Origin of the sequence: Fodinibius sediminis, assembly GCF_900182555.1 — a bacterium.
GTDB lineage: Bacteria > Bacteroidota > Rhodothermia > Balneolales > Balneolaceae > Fodinibius > Fodinibius sediminis.
Window position 1 is genome coordinate 141,134 of the sequence record NZ_FXTH01000008.1, and the last position, 17,747, is coordinate 158,880.

The 17,747-nt window shown below is 50.8% G+C and carries 13 protein-coding genes and 1 tRNA gene; 4 read left to right on the forward strand and 10 right to left on the reverse strand.

The window, feature by feature from the left end; genetic code table 11:
* Positions 1-386: 386 nt before the first annotated feature.
* From pth to FN808_RS10455, 6 genes are all read right to left on the reverse strand, one after another.
* Positions 387-944: an aminoacyl-tRNA hydrolase gene (pth, locus tag FN808_RS10430; protein WP_142714534.1), complete on the reverse strand. Its 558-nt coding sequence runs from the start codon at positions 942-944 to the stop codon at positions 387-389.
* A gap of 27 nt (positions 945-971) precedes the next feature.
* Positions 972-1,685, reverse strand: coding sequence for a 50S ribosomal protein L25 (locus FN808_RS10435; RefSeq protein ID WP_142714535.1), 714 nt, complete (start codon positions 1,683-1,685; stop codon positions 972-974).
* An 18-nt stretch (positions 1,686-1,703) separates the two neighbouring features.
* Complete coding sequence (locus FN808_RS10440; protein WP_142714536.1) at positions 1,704-2,636, reverse strand: ribose-phosphate diphosphokinase; 933 nt, start codon at positions 2,634-2,636, stop codon at positions 1,704-1,706.
* Between the two features lie 79 nt (positions 2,637-2,715).
* Positions 2,716-2,786 (reverse strand) — tRNA-Gln (locus FN808_RS10445).
* A gap of 52 nt (positions 2,787-2,838) precedes the next feature.
* Entirely contained in the window at positions 2,839-4,026 is a 1,188-nt protein-coding gene (locus tag FN808_RS10450; protein ID WP_185958348.1) for a DUF2851 family protein, read from the reverse strand.
* Between the two features lie 7 nt (positions 4,027-4,033).
* Complete coding sequence (locus tag FN808_RS10455; protein ID WP_142714538.1) at positions 4,034-4,318, reverse strand: hypothetical protein; 285 nt, start codon at positions 4,316-4,318, stop codon at positions 4,034-4,036.
* 143 nt (positions 4,319-4,461) lie between these two features.
* Here FN808_RS10455 and FN808_RS10460 point away from each other — a divergent pair, with 143 nt between their 5' ends.
* Complete coding sequence (locus FN808_RS10460; RefSeq protein ID WP_142714539.1) at positions 4,462-4,977, forward strand: phosphoribosyltransferase family protein; 516 nt, start codon at positions 4,462-4,464, stop codon at positions 4,975-4,977.
* Between the two features lie 73 nt (positions 4,978-5,050).
* On the forward strand, positions 5,051-5,998 hold the full coding sequence (locus FN808_RS10465; protein ID WP_142714540.1) for a DUF3078 domain-containing protein: 948 nt from the start codon (positions 5,051-5,053) through the stop codon (positions 5,996-5,998).
* Positions 5,999-6,079: 81 nt separating this feature from the next.
* Here FN808_RS10465 and amaB read toward each other — a convergent pair whose 3' ends face one another.
* Positions 6,080-7,609 carry an L-piperidine-6-carboxylate dehydrogenase gene (amaB, locus tag FN808_RS10470; protein ID WP_142714541.1) on the reverse strand — a complete coding sequence of 510 codons (1,530 nt, stop codon included), beginning with the start codon at positions 7,607-7,609 and terminating at the stop codon, positions 6,080-6,082.
* A gap of 115 nt (positions 7,610-7,724) precedes the next feature.
* Here amaB and FN808_RS10475 point away from each other — a divergent pair, with 115 nt between their 5' ends.
* Positions 7,725-8,510, forward strand: coding sequence for a TrmH family RNA methyltransferase (locus tag FN808_RS10475; protein WP_142714542.1), 786 nt, complete (start codon positions 7,725-7,727; stop codon positions 8,508-8,510).
* Positions 8,511-8,650: 140 nt separating this feature from the next.
* On the forward strand, positions 8,651-9,982 hold the full coding sequence (locus FN808_RS10480) for a PhoH family protein (RefSeq protein WP_142714543.1): 1,332 nt from the start codon (positions 8,651-8,653) through the stop codon (positions 9,980-9,982).
* 25 nt (positions 9,983-10,007) lie between these two features.
* Here FN808_RS10480 and FN808_RS10485 read toward each other — a convergent pair whose 3' ends face one another.
* The 3 genes from FN808_RS10485 to FN808_RS10495 form a co-directional block, all read right to left on the reverse strand.
* Positions 10,008-11,243, reverse strand: a complete 1,236-nt coding sequence (locus FN808_RS10485) for a BaiN/RdsA family NAD(P)/FAD-dependent oxidoreductase (RefSeq protein WP_142714544.1) — start codon at positions 11,241-11,243, stop codon at positions 10,008-10,010.
* Positions 11,244-11,245: 2 nt separating this feature from the next.
* On the reverse strand, positions 11,246-12,046 hold the full coding sequence (gene murI, locus FN808_RS10490; protein WP_142714545.1) for a glutamate racemase: 801 nt from the start codon (positions 12,044-12,046) through the stop codon (positions 11,246-11,248).
* Positions 12,047-12,135: 89 nt separating this feature from the next.
* Positions 12,136-17,745, reverse strand: a complete 5,610-nt coding sequence (locus tag FN808_RS10495; protein WP_185958349.1) for a lamin tail domain-containing protein — start codon at positions 17,743-17,745, stop codon at positions 12,136-12,138.
* Between the last annotated feature and the right edge of the window lie 2 nt (positions 17,746-17,747).

Consider the following 17,747-nt stretch of genomic DNA (forward strand, 5'->3'; position numbering starts at 1 on the left):
CTTATCATTTAGAAACCAGAAAAACAAACCGAAATAATTGAACGTTCTTCAGCGGGACAGCAGTGTTGGTTCGGGGCGCCCGTTACATTCATATGGAAATAACCAAGCTGGATTCAGGGTTCCAGCCGATGAAAATAATCCCGGATGCCAAAGGGAGGGGATTATGAGAAAGGACAACAACCGGAAAGAGCCTCCGGCGTAGGGTGGCGGAAATGACAGGGAGCACTCAATATTCGGAGGACAAAACACAGCCTGCATGAAGTACTGTGTGAGATCCCGTTTTGGATGTGAATCTTTATTCCAGGGGGCAATGGGAAATTGCCAAAAGAAGTGCCCGGCCCATGTGGCCTATTGCAGCTCGGCTCACAAGAAGGCTTTCATCTTAGTCAGTTGAAGTCGTTCATCGCCTGATCAATACCTTCCCGGATAAAGGCAAAGCTGGCATCAACGGCCCGGTCGAGCGTTGAGTTCATCAGCTGCTGTTCTTCTTTGCTGAAAGGGGAGAGAACGTATCGGGCCTGTTGACCTTTTGGGTAGTGATCGCCAATGCCAATACGCAAACGGGGGAAGCTCTTGGTGCCCAGTTTATGAATAATGTCCTGGATACCATTATGTCCCCCGGCACTTCCTCCCGGCCGAAGCCGTATCGTTCCAATATCTAAATGCAGATCATCATAACAGATCAGGCAGTTCTCCGGTTCTTCTTTATACCAGTGGAGCACCTGCTGTACAGCATCCCCGCTGTTATTCATGAAAGTGCTTGGTTTGACCAGGTAGACGTTGTGCCCGCCATGCCGGCCTTTGCCCACATGAAAAGGGCCCTTCCCGGGCCCCATTCGTACTGACATGGCGTCAGCCAATGCATCAATAAGTTGGAATCCAATATTGTGACGTGTACCGGCGTACTTGTGTCCGGGATTGCCCAGACCTATAATAACAGGCATAACGCACTTACACCGGTTTGGTCACTGTTATTGTTCGGATTCGTCTTCTGTACCTTCTTCTGTTTCCTCTCCTTCGGCTGCCTCTTCGCCTTCGGCAACTTCTCCTTCGGGCGCTTCTTCGCCTTCGGCAAGTTCCTCTTCGCTTGGCTCTTCTGTAATGAGAGAAGAAGTAAGCAGCTCTTCGGATTTTGGAGGACGAATGGTCACAATAGTTCGACTGAGATCGTCCAGCGGGATGATGCCCTCAAGATCCAGATCCCGCACGTGCAGCGAATCACCGATGTTCAGGTCACTGACATCCACACTATAAACCCCCGGGATAAGATCAGGTGTAACACGGATGCGCAAGATATGCATAGGCTGGAAGATGCGTCCGCCCCCGTCGGTTACGCCTGTCGGCGTTCCTTCCAGGTGGATGGGTACACTGAGCGTTACCTTGTAATCATCGGCTAATACATAAAAGTCTACGTGCACCGGCCGGTCGGTCAGGGGATGAAATTCGACTTCCTTGAGAAGCGTCTTATAGGTTTCACCGTCGATCTTAATTTCGATGATCTGACGCTTGCTGACAGACAGTACCTTTTCAAGTTCAAGTTCGTCGATGGAGAAGTGAACATTTTCTTCCACCTTCGGTCCATAGAGCACACTGGGCACCCGCATCGCATCGCGAAGCGCATCAGCAGCCTTGCGACCGGTTTCTCTTACTTTTCCTTCTAATGTTACAACGTCAGGAGTAGTCATAATTCGTAAATCGTTAATTTAATCGTCAAAAAGTGCACTTATTGTATCGTTGGTATGGATACGCTGTATTGCTTCTGCAAAAATACCGGCTACGCTGAGCACCTTTATTTTATTCGAAGGCTTGCGAAGCGGTACCGTATCGGTAACCAGCAACTGATCAATAGGCGAATCTTCAATTCGTTGAAACGCAGGTCCCGATAAAATCGGATGCGTACAAGTTGCCGTGATGTTTAATGTTCCACGTTCTTTCAGGGCTGCCGCAGCGTTGGTCAGGGTGCCGGCTGTGTCAATAAGGTCATCAACGATGAGCACATTCTTACCTTCAACCTCGCCCACGATATTCATCACTTCCGCTACATTCTGTTTGGGACGCCGTTTGTCAATAAAGGCCAACCGGGCTCCCAGACGCTTGGCATACGAGCGGGCCATCTTTAAACTACCCACATCCGGTGCGACAACCACAAGATTTTCAATCGGATGTTCGCTGAAATAGTCTATAAACAGCCGGCTGGCATACAAGTGATCAACCGGTATATCAAAGAAACCCTGAATCTGGGCCGCATGCAAATCCATGGTCAGAATACGGTCGGCCCCGGCCTCCGTCAGCAGATTAGCCATCATTTTGGAAGCGATGGAAACACGCGGCTGATCTTTGCGATCCTGGCGGGCATATCCAAAATAGGGTATGACCGCTGTAACTCTTTTAGCCGACGCCCGTTTGGCCGCATCGAGCAAAAGCAATAACTCCATAATATTGTCGCCGGGCGGAGGTGTGGATTGAACCACGAAAATATCTTCGCCTCGAATGCTTTGTTCATATTTGGCATAGAGTTCACCGTCCGAGAAAGGCTTAATGGTGAGCTCGCCGAGCGAAGTTCCGTATTGTTCAGCAATAGCCCGTGATAAAGCTAAATTACTGCGTCCGGCAAATATGGCTAAGGGTGTATCCAACGGAGCGGAATTCAGAAGTTCGATTTAAAAAGAAAAGGATGGCTTTACAGTCATCCTTCGGGTTATGGAGTATCAAGTGTTGCCCGGGGAGGACTCGAACCCCCACTGACGGTACCAAAAACCGCTGTCCTGCCATTAGACGACCGGGCAATTAGGTGCCTTTTTTAACAGATTCAGATAATAGGGATTTGCTGATTTTAAATCAAGAAGAAATTGCATTTTTAAAGACAAAACATTCCTGGCACTGTCCGGCTTTACAATAATTACGTAACTGGTGGATGGTGCCTAATTTTTTATTGTAGGATGAGGGTGACAAACCGGTTCCTTCAAACAGGCTGATCAGTGATTTTGGTAGCTGGGCCTGGTGGTGTTTCCAAATGTTCCAGCTGTTGGTTTTCAAGGCCTCAGAGTGGAAAAGATTACCAAGGATATAGAGTGCCGGCAGTAACACAATTCCGAAGAGGATGGAAGAGCGTTCTTTCCCGATGGAGGGAGAAAGGGAGATTGCTGACAGGATTCCATCCCAGAGGTCATACGGATGTTCCGTGAGCCACTGTCCAAACGGAAGGTGATGGATATGCCAGAGCCCAAGGGCCGCCTGCTGAACCCGTTGGGCGGGGTGGTTTGCCGGCCGACATCCCTTATGATTCCACTGGTAGCCCGTACCGGAACGGGAGGGAGCCCCGGCCCCTGAGACAGACAGCGCCCGCTTCCGAAGAGCATCGGCAGATGAGCAGGCGTCGATTTGATCATACAGCTGACTGCAGAGCCTTCGCATGGGAGCGCGGTTATGGGCTATGCCCAGTCCATCAAAAAATGCGATGGATACTAATCTGCGCCAGGCGCGGGAGGGAGGAAGCGAAGCATCGTAAAAAGGTAACAGGTCTTCTACTTTTTGTTCGAAGTATTCTCTGTGTGCCTTTTCAAGCTGTTTTAGAAAGACTGCCTCGGAGATGAACGAAAGATGCCTTGAGCAGGGAAGCTGTGGGTGCCGCAGGTATTCGGTCAGAAAAGAACCCAGGGGATCTGCCAGGTATTGGCCCAGCCAGAGGGTGGGAATGCTGGTCTGATCCTGGCGTTGAATTTCATCGCTTGTTTTTTCGAGGACAATATGCAGAATTACCTTGTTGTAGCGGGGGTCAGTCCCGTGTGCATGTGACCTCCAGTCGGCCAGTTTCCAGTGGATTTCTATATCGCCATACCACCGAAGGTTGCCAATGGTAATTTCGGCTCCCTTGAAATCAGGGCCGTCGGTCTTGTTGTGGCGACCCGGTTCATGGATTGTTACTTCGCGGCCGTCTATCGTAGCAAGCCCTTGCGTATCAAAATGTCCGGTTTCCCAGATCCAGTGGAGCAACCGTTCGTGATATGATGCCTGGGGCCGGCTCATGGTTGTATCACCTCTTGATATCAAGATCTTCTGTAGCCTCATAGAGATCCGGTATGTGGTGGCTGAGACCTTCGTGGACATTCCGGCGTATGTGTCGCAGTTTCAGCTGTCCTTTGTGCTCGGCGTTCCTGCGTCGGTCTTCAGCCCACTCGGCCAGCTCAGCAGCGTGTTCTGAAATCCACATCCGGTTTTGACGGCCGTTTGTGGGGGTCAGCAGAAGGCCAAGGGTCATGCCTCCCACAAATGATCCGGTAGCCAAAAGAAGGGACTGTAAAATAGCTTTTTTCTTCATAAGAAATCGCATTTAAAATGAATGGTATCTTGTTGATAATCCGCTATATTTCGTTGTTATATATTATAAAGGTATTAAATGCATTAGATATTTTAAATAGATATTACCGCTGAATTCAAAAAAGACGTAAAGAATTTTATTCTATGAAGAATCCAGATAACATCCTGCTTATGAGCACCGATCGCATCGCCCGTTCACTGCAAAGGATGGCTCATGAGATCAATGAAAAGAATAAATCCGACTGGCCTATTGTTCTGTTGGGAATTAACCAGAGAGGGCTGGCGGTAGCCAGGGATTTAGCGCATTTCTTGACCCCGATTCTGGACAGTCCCGTTAAAGTTGAATCTCTGACTTTGGGAGAGGAAGGGGCCTCTCGTAAGAAATGGGATAAAAGTGCATACGAAAAGCAATCTTTTATCGTTATTGTTGATGATGTGATCTTTTCCGGGCAGACGATGTTCCGGGCTCTAACCACCGTGGTGGAGGAACTAGAGCCGGGGGAAGTGTATACGGCTGTACTTGTTGATCGGGGACACCGAAAATATCCGGTAAAAGCGGAGTTCTGCGGGATGGTGTTACCAACAAAACTGGATGAGCATGTGGCGGTCGAAGTTAAGGACGGAAAAGTGCACGAGGTTCGTCTGACGCATGAGCAGTGACGGTTTATAGTTGGATTTTTTTATCGTACTTTTAAACAATTATGCCCTTTAATTAATGACATTATCTAGGTAAATGCGCAAATATTTTTCCTTCTTTGTTTTTGCATTATTGCTGTTTGCGAACACCTTGCCTGCATTGGGCCAGGAAGCAATCAGGATAAGTGAGCTTCTGAAGGATGATGGTGATATATCGATTCAGGATATTTCAAGAATTGATAAAACGGTCATTGTGGCGGATACGCTGGATGGCTGGCAAGCCAGCTGGATCGGGGGGCTCAATGGTGCCCAGGCCGCCTATAATAACTGGAGCCAGGGGGGGACCAATACCATAAGTGTTACCGGTTCTACCATTTTTAATCTGAAGTTCCGCAAAGACCGTTTCGCATATGCCCTGGATACGAATCTCAGATATGGCAAGGCGCGAATTGAGGATGAAGGCACCCGGAAAACGGATGATCGAGTAGCCGTTAATAATAAATTTAGTTACCTCTTCGACAATAAAAAATGGAGTGCTTTCGCTAACGTAAATTTCAGCACCCAGTTTGACAAGGGATTTAATTACAACGTTCCCGATACGGTGCAGCCCGAGTTGATTTCCAAGATCTTTTCTCCCGCCTATTTCACTCAAATCGCCGGTATCGCTTTTACCCCGGCTGATTATTTTTCTGCCCAGGCAGGGATGGCAATGAAAGAAACCATAGTTGCAGATACCTCACTTTCTCAGCGCTATGGATTGAGTGCAGGCGAGCAGTTTCGTTTTGAGCCGGGCTATTCCACAGCTTTGTTTTTTGAAAAAGAGCTTTTCAGTAATGTGCGCCTCATCAGTTCAGTAGAAACCTTTACCAACCTCCAGCGGAATATAAGCAGTACGGATGTACATTTTTCCAATGAGCTTATTGGGAAAATTAATGACTTTATGAATATGTCGTTCCAATATGTCACCATCTACGACGACGACTATTCCAAGAAAGTGCAGATCAAACAGGTTCTTTCAGCGGGCATATCGGTTAACATCCTGTAAGGGAAGGGGGCGTACGGACTGCCCAGTCCCCTCCAATGGTTATGAACGGAACGAATAAGAGAAGCCGGATAGTCACTGGTGTTAATCCACGTCGAATTCAATGCCCTGCGCGAGCGGAAGTTCATCGCTCCAGTTAATGGTGTTGGTCTGCCGGCGCATGTAGGCTTTCCAGGCATCAGATCCGGATTCGCGTCCGCCCCCGGTTTCTTTCTCTCCACCGAAGGCTCCCCCGATTTCAGCACCGCTTGTGCCAACATTGATATTGGCAATTCCACAGTCGGAACCCCGTGTACTCAAAAAGGCTTCAGCTTCCCGGAGGTTGAGGGTAAACATTGAGGAACTGAGGCCCTGTCTGACCCCGTTGTGCATGGCTATGGCCTCGTCCAGATCCGAATACTTCATTAAGTACAGAATGGGGGCAAAGGTCTCACGCTGTACAATATCCCAGTCGTTTTGGGCAGTGACAATGGCTGGCCGTACGTAATTGCCGTCGGACAGCTGGTTTTTGTCTATCACCTCACCTCCATACACCCGTTCCCCGCCTTGTTGTTCGATCTCATCAAGAGCTTTCTGCATGTTATCCACGGCCTGTTGATCGATCAGGGGACCAACCAGTGTGTCTTCATCCAGGGGGTTGCCGATGTTCACGTTTTCGTAAATGGCCACCAGGCGATCTTTGAGAGAATCAAACATTTCTTCGTGAATAATGAGTCGCCGGGTGGAAGTACAGCGCTGGCCACAGGTTCCCACGGCGCCGAAGGCGATAGCCCGGGCCGCCATTTCTAGATCGGCCTCTTTGGAGACAATGACCGCGTTATTTCCACCCAGTTCAAGAATGGTTTTGCCAAGTCGGGCTGCAACGGTTTTGGCAACTTCCTTACCCATACGGATGGAACCGGTAGCCGAAATAAGGGGAATGCGCTCATCACTGCTCATCCATTTCCCAACCTCGGGTCCGCCTGTGACAAGGTTGAAGATCCCTTCGGGCAGATCATTGCGCTTCAATACCTTGGCAATGATATTTTGAACCGCGATGCTGCAGAGTGGCGTTTTTTCAGATCCTTTCCAGATCATCACATTGCCCGCAACAGCCGCTATCATGGCGTTCCAGCTGTAGACCGCCACGGGAAAATTAAATGCGGAGATGATGCCGGTAATGCCCAGCGGATGCCATTGTTCATACATGCGATGCTTTGGCCGCTCTGATGGCATGGTCTTGCCGTAAAGCATGCGCGACTGCCCGACAGCAAAGTCACAGATGTCAATCATTTCCTGTACTTCCCCAAGTCCCTCCTGGTATATTTTACCCATTTCATAGGTAACCAGCCGGCCCAGATATTCCTTGTTCGCTCTCAGCTCAAGTCCGATCTGACGTACAATATCACCCCGTTGGGGAGCAGGAATCATCCGCCATTCTTCAAAGGCCTTTTGAGCGGTTTCAATAACATGTTCATATTCCTCCCGCGTAGTGACTGTTACGTCTGCGATTTGTGAATTGTCAATGGGAGTATAACTGGCAAGCTTCTCTTTTGCACCTGACCCCAGAAATTTCCGGCCGGTACTGGTTCCTGTATTCGTGCCCTCGATGCCCAGTTTTTTAAGAAATTCCATAAAGGTTTCTTTTTGGATATTGGTTTTGCCTCAAGATAAGGATAGTTTTTGTGTTTTGAATAAGAAGCTCTTTAATTAAGCCCGTATTTTCAACATTAGTTCGAAAGAAATAATCATGACATATGCTTCTAACCGGCAGTTAACCCTGCTCAGAAAATTAGGCCGGAAAAAATATCGCCACCGGGAGCGGCTTTTTCTGATTGAAGGAGATCGTGCTGTTCGACAGATTCTAAAGAACAAGGTGGTTGGGATTGAGGCCTTGTTCTTTGATGACGAACAGGATTACAGTGCGCAGGAATACTGGAAAGCCCTGATCGAAACCCATGAATCAGCGTTGCTGGACAACAGACATTTTGCTGAAATTTCAGATACCAAGCATCCGCAGGGTGTTCTGGCCTTGTGCCGAATGCCCGGTGAAACATCGGTTGAAAAGATGGGACAGGGCAGGAGGGGGATCATCGTTGTGCTGGATGCCATTCAGGACCCCGGAAACCTGGGGACCATTATTCGAACGGCTTCCTGGTTTGGGGCTGCGGGCATAGTGTCGGGAAAGGGAACGGTCGATCTGTTTCATCCCAAGGTGGTGCGAAGTACCGCCGGGGCAACGGGAGTGCTGCCGCATCTCAACGGGGAGCTGCCGATGGTATTGGCGGATTTTGAGAAGATGGGCTGGAACATCCTCCTCCTTGACAAAAGTGAAGCTTCGGTACCTCTGGCAACCGTGGGACGCCCTGAAAAGACGATCCTGGTGGTGGGCAACGAGGCCCATGGTATCGACCCGCAGCTGCTGGGAGAAAAGCGGGTCCAAGTGGAAATTCCCCCGGCCGAGGTCCAGCCCAAAGTGGAGAGTTTAAATGCAGCCATTGCAGCCTCCATTGCCTTGTATAGCCTCGGCTGTTAAACAGGGGGATGTGCAAGAGCGTCCCCATTCATTTTTAGCCGGAACTGCAATGGGTATTGATTCTGAGAGCGTGATTGTCTAACGTTAATAAACTGCAAGAGATGATTCTGGTTCTTTGCAATCATTAAACTCCGCTCTCTATGGCTGCCGCTAAAAAACATAAGATTTACGTTCTCGACACATCGGTTATCCTGTACGACTGCGATGCCATTAAAAATTTCAAGAAAAACGATGTTGCAATACCAATCACGGTGTTGGAGGAGATCGATTCTTTCAAAAAGGGCAATGATGTAATTAATCTGCATGCCCGCGAATTCAGCCGTTATCTGGACAAGATATCGGATAAGAATCTCCTGCAGACCTGGATTCCCCTCGACGGTGAAACGCATGGAAAACTGAGGGTTCTCAACAACGAGAACAGCAAAATCGATGCTGCAGAAGTATTTGGCAGAGAAAAAAATGACCACCGAATATTGAATGCGGTGCTCAAGCTGATGGAGGAGGAACCCGATAAGAAAGTGATCCTCGTGTCCAAGGATATCAACCTCAGGATAAAGGCCCGGGCGCTGAGTATTGATGCCGAAGACTATGAAACCATCCGCATCAAGGATATCGAGCACCTGTACCGGGGAAAAACAGAGCTCAATTTTGAGGATTCGGCAATCATTGATCGCTTTTATGAGGAAGGGGAGCTCAAGCCGGAGTCGATAGGTATCGAGGAGGCGGCAAGTAATCATTTCTATATCCTGAAAAGCCCTGTTAATTCGGCCCTTGGCTACTATGACGCCCATCAGGGGCGTATTCTGCCGGTCCAGAAAAAGACGGCCTATGGGATTAAACCTCGCAATGCGGAGCAGACTTTTGCCCTGCAGGCTATAATGAATCCCGATAACCTGCTGGTGACTATTACCGGGTCGGCGGGTACGGGCAAGACACTGCTGGCCCTGGCCGGGGCGTTGGAGCAGCGGCGTCATTACCAGCAAATATATCTCGCCCGTCCCATCGTTCCGCTCAGCAACAAGGATCTTGGCTATCTGCCTGGAGATATTACCTCGAAGATCAATCCCTACATGCAGCCGCTCTGGGACAACCTGTCATTTATTAAAAATCAGTTTCCCTCCGGCAGCAAACAGTACAAAAAAGTGGATGAAATGATTGAAAATGAGAAACTGCATATTGTGCCCCTGGCATATATACGGGGACGGAGTCTCTCAAATGTCATCTTTATTATAGATGAAGCCCAGAATTTAACGCCACATGAAGTGAAGACCATCATCACGAGAGCCGGCGATGATACGAAAATCATATTTACCGGTGATATTTATCAGATCGATACCCCTTACCTGGACACCCAGAGTAACGGGCTGTCTTTTTTGGTTGACCGAATGCATGACAACGACCTGTATGCCCATATCAACCTGGAAAAAGGCGAGCGTTCGGAGCTGGCCAACCTCGCAAGTAAACTGCTTTAAACAGGGGGCGCTGAAGGGGGGACGGTTAATAGAAGTCCAGGTGACGGGCCGCAATCCAGCCGGTGGTCCAGGCCGACTGAAAGTTGTAGCCTCCGGTGATGCCATCGATGTTAAGTACCTCGCCGGCAAAATAGAGGTTGGGACAGATCTTGCTTTCCATGGTTCCCATGTTGACTTCTTTCAGGGGGATGCCTCCGCTGGTCACAAATTCCTCCTTGTAGGTGGTCTTCCCCTGGATAGGATAACGCCCCCCCGTGAGCTCCCGGGTCAGCTGATGCAGCTGCCGGTTGGAAACCTCTGCCCATCGGGTTTGCAGGCTGATCTCGGCCCGTTCCAAAAAGCGTTTCCACAGGCGGTGCGGAATGGGAAGACGATCCTGTTTATCTGCAAGTTTTGGGGCATTGTCTTTCCGCAGATTATTGAGTACTTCACGGGTCTGTTGCTCATTTCTGGGATGCACCCAGTTTATCCGTATAGCAAAACGGTATTCTTCATCATACAGGTATCGCGCGGCCCAGGCTGAGGTTTTGAGTACGGCCGGACCACTCACACCCCAATGAGTGAGAAGCAGGGGGCCTTCATGCTCAAAGGAAGTACCTTCTATAGCTACAGAAACTTCCTCAACAGAAATGCCCGCCAGATCCTTGAATACTTTTTTTCGAAAATTGAAGGTGAAAAGTGAAGGTACGGGCTCTACCACACCATGGCCGATACTGCGCAGCCAGTCATACGTACGGCTTCGGTTTGATCCGCCGGTTGCTACAATCACGGCATCGGCCATTATGGAGGGCTCGTTTCGAATGATGACCTCATACCGGTGGCCCGCTTCGGGGGAGAGATCTTCCACTTTTGTTTTCGTCCGTATTTGAACCCCGTATTTCCGGGCTTCCTCTTTCAGGCAGCCGATGATGGTAGCCGAGTCATCGGTGACCGGAAACATGCGGCCGTCTTCTTCTGTCTTCAGATCGACGTCCCGCTCCTGAAACCATGATACGGTATCACGGGGCTGAAACTGTTCAAATGCCCAGCGCAGTTCTTTTTGGCCGCGCGGATAGGCCTGGGACAGGACCTGGGGGTCAAAGCAGTGGTGGGTTACATTGCAGCGTCCCCCGCCTGAAATACGAACTTTTGAGAGGACCTCGCGGCTGCGTTCAAGGATAATAACGTTCAGATCCGGATGCAGCCGTGCAGCATTGACGGCTGTGAAAAAACCGGCGGCTCCACCACCAACAACGGCAAGGGTGTGATCAGCAGAGGGCATAATCAGAGCTGGATAATCTGGACATTGGGGATTTCAGTACCCAGAAAGCGCTCGGCCAGTTCCTGGAAACGCTGTGGACGGTCGCTGACATAGCATTCGAAGGTGCCACCTGAGGGATTCAGCAGCTGGCGCCGGGCGAGTTCTTCCCGGGCCATCTTGGCAATCGATTCACCGGAGTCCACAATCCTGATCTTTCTCCGGTAAAGCTCCTGCTGGATGGTTTCTTTGAACAGCGGGTAGTGTGTACATCCCAGGATAAGACTGTCAATATTCTGATCTTCAAAAGAGGCCAGGTACCGGTGAACAATCTGCCTGGCAATATCGTTATCGGTCCATCCTTCTTCAGCGAGGGGGACCAGCATCGGGCAGGCCTTGGAGGTGATTTTTACCCCACCGTTATATTCCCGGATCGCTCGGTTGTAGGCCTCAGAGCCAATGGTTGCCAGTGTACCTATGACGCCGATATGGTCATGTTCTGGCCAAGCCATGGCTGCCTTGGTGCCTGCACTGATAACATCCAAAACGGGAATGTCGCCCGCCGCTTCCTGAATTTCATCACGTGCCGACGCAGAGACGGTATTGCAGGCGATGAGGATCATCTTGACATTACGCTGCATCAGGAAGTTTGTAATCTGCAGGGCGTAGTTGCGGACCACTTTTTCCGACTTGATGCCGTAGGGCACCCGGGCAGTATCTCCGAAATAGATAATATTTTCATTGGGGAGGGCACGGCGAACTTCCTTCACAACAGTCAGACCGCCGATACCGGAATCAAAAATACCGATAGGTGCTTCTTTATTCATCCATATGGTGATTGTTAAAAATAGCTTGGTGAAAGGTAGAAAGAACCGCAGAGCATTTAAAAGAATAAAATAGGGATTTCTCCGGGTACTCAGTGAAGTTTCCTTGCGAGTACAATGGCTTTCTTATAGGCGATGTTGGCGCCGGACGCACTGTCATAGGCTTCAAAGACAATGACATAGATGCCAATCCGGTTGCGTCGGCCGCCGTCCCTGCGCCCGTCCCAAAGGAGGGAGCCTTCAAAACCGGCGGGTTTGCCGTCGGCCAGTTTTTTTATGAACCGGCCGTAGCGGTCAAAAATAGTGACCCGCAGCAGATAGTCGGGCTGGTCGAGCTTGTAGTTTATGATCAGCTGGTCTTCAAAACCGTCGCCGTCGGGCGAGAAGGGATTGGGGGTCAAAAGGATGCCTTCCTGTTCCGGCTGTTCGGTATTTTCCTGGTAGATGGAATTCACAGCCTTTGGAGTACCTCCCCTCGGGTGTACACTCGACCCCCAGTTGGCCTGTTCATTGGTGGGCCCGCCGGGGGTAATGCGCTCCAGTGCAATGCCCCGCGTATCGACGAGGTTGGGGTTGTGCCACCGGGCCCGGTAATGGACCGAATCGATTGTAGTACCCGTGCTATCGGCCAGGTAGATTTCCTCGCCAGATGAGAGACTGAGGCTGCTGCGGTCAATTTGCAAGATAGCCTGCAATCTAGTGGAATCAAGTTCGAAAAAAGTGACGATGTCGGACTGGCTATAGGTCGGGGCTTGGTCGGCATAGATCAGCACCGTCTGTTTGGGGGCAACCCACTTGGTGGCGGTCCTGGCCGGGTGCAGTTCCTGGAACTGCCCCTTTTCATCCGGGGCCTCATGCAGCCTGAGTCCTTCCAGTGATACCGTGTGATCGCTTCTGTTATACAGCTCAATGTATTCACTTTGGTCAGGCTGCTGGTCGTCAGGGACACTGACGGGATGATACATAATTTCGTTAATGACAAGGGTGCCGGGCTCAAGCGGCTGTGCCAGCGGGATATTGCTGCTCGGTGTTATATTACCACGGACGTCTTCCAGGTGCTTAATATGGATTGTGGGGTTCGAACCTCCGATGTTGGCGGCTGGATGGTTCATCGTGACTCTGTCGGCTTCCAAGCTGTCAAAAACAGCTATGGAAAGGAGATTCCCATTTAGGATAAACTGTGTCTTTTCGGGATGACGAATGAATTCGCTGAAGTGGATTTCAATTTTTCCATCACTGCGGATCGTGGCAAAATGAGCCACCGGGGGCGTCTGGTCTTCCTCAAAACTGAGGTTCTCAGCCCCGGCCGAGCTGCCTGCATCAGAGCTGTTGGAGGTCCAGTTCGAAGGGTCGTTGGAAGCGGCATGGGGATCTTTCCGCTCCATGGAATGTCCCGCCGGAGCCATATTCCAGGATGACTGGTAGTACAAAGAGTCGATGGTAAGGCCAGCACTATTCCTGATAAAAAGAGCGTCGCTACTGTTGTTGAGATTCGGGAAACGGGGCAGAACAAGGGCAGTACCGGGAATTTGGGAAGGCAGGGAGCCGGGGACAAGGACCAGGTAGTGCCGGGACTGGAGCTCCGTCCCGGCTGGCAGGGTGATTTCATTTTGCGCGTCCCCCAGTGACCAGTTCCGGAGGTCAATATTCTTGTCGGAGCGATTATACAGCTCTATAAACTCTACCATGTCATTACCGGGATCAGCCAGGATTTCATTGATAATTATATCGCCCGGAATGGCCTTTTCCAGGCGCAGGTATTTGAAAGAGTGACTCTCGGGAGGGAGGGCGTTGCCAAAAATGTCGGTGATCCCCGATGTTTCAAGTGTATAAGTCTCCCCGGATGCAAGAGGGGTGGCCAAGAAGAGGGTAACCGAATCGGACTGAACGGAGACCAGCTGAAGTTCACGATGGGGTATAATCTGGTAATTGTCAAAGCTGGTGGCACTGGAAACCGACAGGTGTTCTGAAAACAGAAGCTGAAGCGAGGATCTGCCGAGCGGATGGAGATTGTGTATTTCAGGTGGGGTTTGGTCGGCAGTAATGGAATTTGGCCGCCCCGGGCTTCCCGTTATTTCGGGTGCGGGTCCCCAGTTTTCAGCGTAGGTTGCGGCTACAGAGGTGGTCCGCCGTTCCAATGCAATCTCCCGGCCACCCCAGGAGGAGGTATATTGAAGGGAATCCAGGCGAATGCCGTTTTTGTTTTTGAGTACGATCTGATCTCCGCTATTATTCAGGGCCGGAAAACGGGTGCCCATACTGAGAAGTCTGATGCCTGGATGACTCTTGAGGAGAGTGTTGTCGGGTGCGAGAACGACGAAGCTGTCCGGCGGAAGGATCAGTTGATGGGGTGTCAGCGGTTCTTCCAGTCCGCGGTTGTCGTTCAGGGTCCAGTTTTGTAAATCAAAGGAGTGGTCGGTCGGGTTGAACAGTTCGAGATATTCTGTCTGGCCGGAAGCCGGATTGTAGCTGAATTCATTGATAAATATGTCTCCTGAATCGGCCACAGTGCTCCTGTAAAAGGTGAACGTCGTATCGATCTGGGGTAACACATTATCAAAGAGGTCCCTGATACCCGATAGGGTCAGGGTATAGGAGACGGCATTTTGCATGGGAGAGGATAATTTTATTTGAGTCGTATCGGGGAGCAGGAACTGAATATCATCTATTGCGGGGGTACCGGAAAAGCTAAAGCTGTTTGCAAGCGAGGTGGAATCGAGATGTTCACTGAATATAAGCTGAAGGGTCTGTGGATCTGTAAGGTCCAGGACTTCTATGCTCGGAGGCGTTTCATCCGGGGAGACCGTGTTTTTGCTGCCCGGCGAACCGGTGCTGTCAGAAGGGAGGCCCCAGTTGGCCCGGTAGTAGCCGGCCAGGGTATGGGAGCGCCGTTCAAGGGCAACCTGCATGCCCCCCCAATCCCCGGAATACTGCAGAGAATCCAAACGTGATCCCGATGAGTCGCGCAGTACGATATGATCGCCGTTGTTGTTGAGGGACGGGGACCGGTTAAGCATCCTTATAACCGGGTAGGGAATTGGCAAAGAATCAGCCGACAGGACGGCAAAGCCACCTGGTGGGAGGGGATACTCCTGGGCGGTAATACGGACGTTATGTCCTGTATTGTCATTGAGTGTCCAATTTTGAAGGTTCAATGTTTTGCTGGAAGCATTGAAGAGCTCAATATATTCGGGAAACCCCTCCGGAGGATCGTACATGAATTCATTAATAAACACATCCCCGGAATCAGCTGATGAAAGCCGATAATGGGTGAACAGTGTATCTTCGGAGGAGATTGTATTACCGAAAATATCGCCGATATTTTCGATGCTGAGCGTATATTCCGACCCATTCTGGAGGTTATCATCCAGCTTCAGGAAGACACTATCGGGGGGTGAATACCGGGCGTTGATTATAGCTGTTTCACTCACAAGCGTATAGTTTTCCGGTTCTTCGGCGGCTGATCCCGAAAGTCGTTCAGAGAAAGTAAGGGTGAGGAGGGTTCCATCCTTGACCGAAAGGGAGCTCAGTTCCGGCGGCTTCGTGTCGGGCTCAATGGTGTTGGGGGCTCCCGGAGTGCCAAATCCTTCCGGAGCTTCAGCCCAGTTGTCTGTATAGATCCCTGCCACGTCGGGGCTTCGGCGTTCGAGGCTGAGCTGCTCACCACCCCAGCCGGAGGTATAGGCCAGGGAGTCGAGGAGCGTGCTGTCCCTGCGATGTATCAGGATCTGGTCGCCGCCATTGTTTAATGAGGGGAAATCATCCATAATGAGGAGGGGAAGGCCGGGATCGGAGATAGCCAGGGTGCTGTCGGGAGCAACGGCAACAAAACTGTCGGGCGGGAGTATATATGGCTTGTTGGTAATCAACCTTTTCATCCCCCTGTTGTCGCTGAAGGTCCAGTCCTGCAGATCAAACGATTTGGCTGAACGATTGTATATTTCCACATACTCTGAGCTGACCGGCGGGGGGCTGTACATAAACTCGTTAATTACCACATCGCCGGAATCAGCCTCTGATAATGTATAGTGGGTAAAGGTGCTGTCTGTCTGGATCATAGCGTTGCCAAATATATCCTCAATATTCGTCACTGCAAGAGTATAGGAGGAAGCATTTTGCAGCGGGGTTGCCAGGGCTAATTCGGCAGTATCCGGTTCAATGACCCTCGCGGTGGTAATGGCGGTGTTGGTAAGGCTGTAGTTGGATGGGGCAGAGGCGGTAGTCACTTCCAGTCGCTCATTAAAAGCCAGCTTGAGTTTTTGAGCGGAAGCAACCTGGAGTGCGATGAGCCTGGGTGCGGTCGTATCCCGGGGCAGGGTATTCGGCTGTCCGGGCGTGCCGGCTTCCGGGTGTGTAGAGTCACCCCAGTTTTCCATATAGAGGGCTGGGGTTGCAGCTGAGCGCCGTTCCAGGGCTACGCCTGATCCACCCCAGGAGGGAGTATAGCTGAGTGAATCCGCTGAGGCCCCGGCCGCTGTGATGAGATGAACCACATCGCCCCCGTTGTTGAAGGCCGGCAGGTTAAGAGATTCCACATAAGGCTGAGATCCATGACTGTGGAACAGGGCGGATGTGTCGGATGAAACGGCCAGGTAACCATAAGGGGCGAGTGTGAGGGTGTCGGCTGAAATGCGTGCATCTCCCGAGTTGTCACCTATGCGCCAGTTTTGGAGATTGAGAAATTTATCGGAGATATTTTTCAACTCAACATATTCAGCCTGGCCGCTTGGCTGGTCATACATAAATTCGGTGATGATGATATCCTGCTTTTTATAGTTTCCATAGACAATGAATTGTGCAGTGGTATCGGTAGCTATGCTGTTACCGTGCTGATCCTCAATGTTGCTGGCAGTCAGGGTATAGACATTGGAGAGGAGCGAATGATCATAAGAAAGGCGGACCACGGAAGCCGAAGGGAAGCTTATGGATGAGGGACTGCCCATCCCGTTGTCGATTGTGAAGTCGGTCGGCTGAACACTGCCTTGATCGACCTTACGGTTGAATGAGAGCTCGACCTGGTTGTCTGAAGCCGTGGCCCCGGTGATCGTAAAGGCGGGGAGGTCAATTTTAAAATCATAGCTGAACAGGTCATGGCGCGTGCTGGTATAGGTGGAGCGAACCCCGAAGTACCGGGTTGAAGCGTGGGTAGCGTCTGTCTGGGTTCCTCCCTCTGGCTCCAGTTGCCCGTCGTAGCCAAGCCCTACCGCCATGCTCCATATTCCGCCGCCCTCTCTTGTAACCTTAACGCGGAAATCCCCTCCACTGCTGATATCGGTCGTGCCGGAGAGAACAACCTCCGACTCGCTCCCCGCATCATAGCGAACGAGCCTGAATACATCGGCTGTGCCACTTTCCCCGGCACGCAGGGCATAGCCATTTACGGGACCCCGCAGGTTGGCCATGTCGCTCATCAGGAATATATCTGCTTTGTTGCTGCCAGAGGGAGAGAAATCGAGCTGAATATATACTTCCCAGCTTCCTATGGAATCTGATGAGGGCGTGCTAAGGTAATTTATGCCGCCATTCTCGGCGTCGCCCTGCAGTTGCAGCAGATGATTCCGGGAGTCCTGGACTACGGTGTAAAGGGTATCATCACCATTCCATTCAGGATTGACTGTGAAGTTGCCATCCTCGAAACCATCCGTGAAATTTGTGACCTGGCCAAAACCGTTGACTGCCGGTGCAAGTGCAAAGAACAGCATTA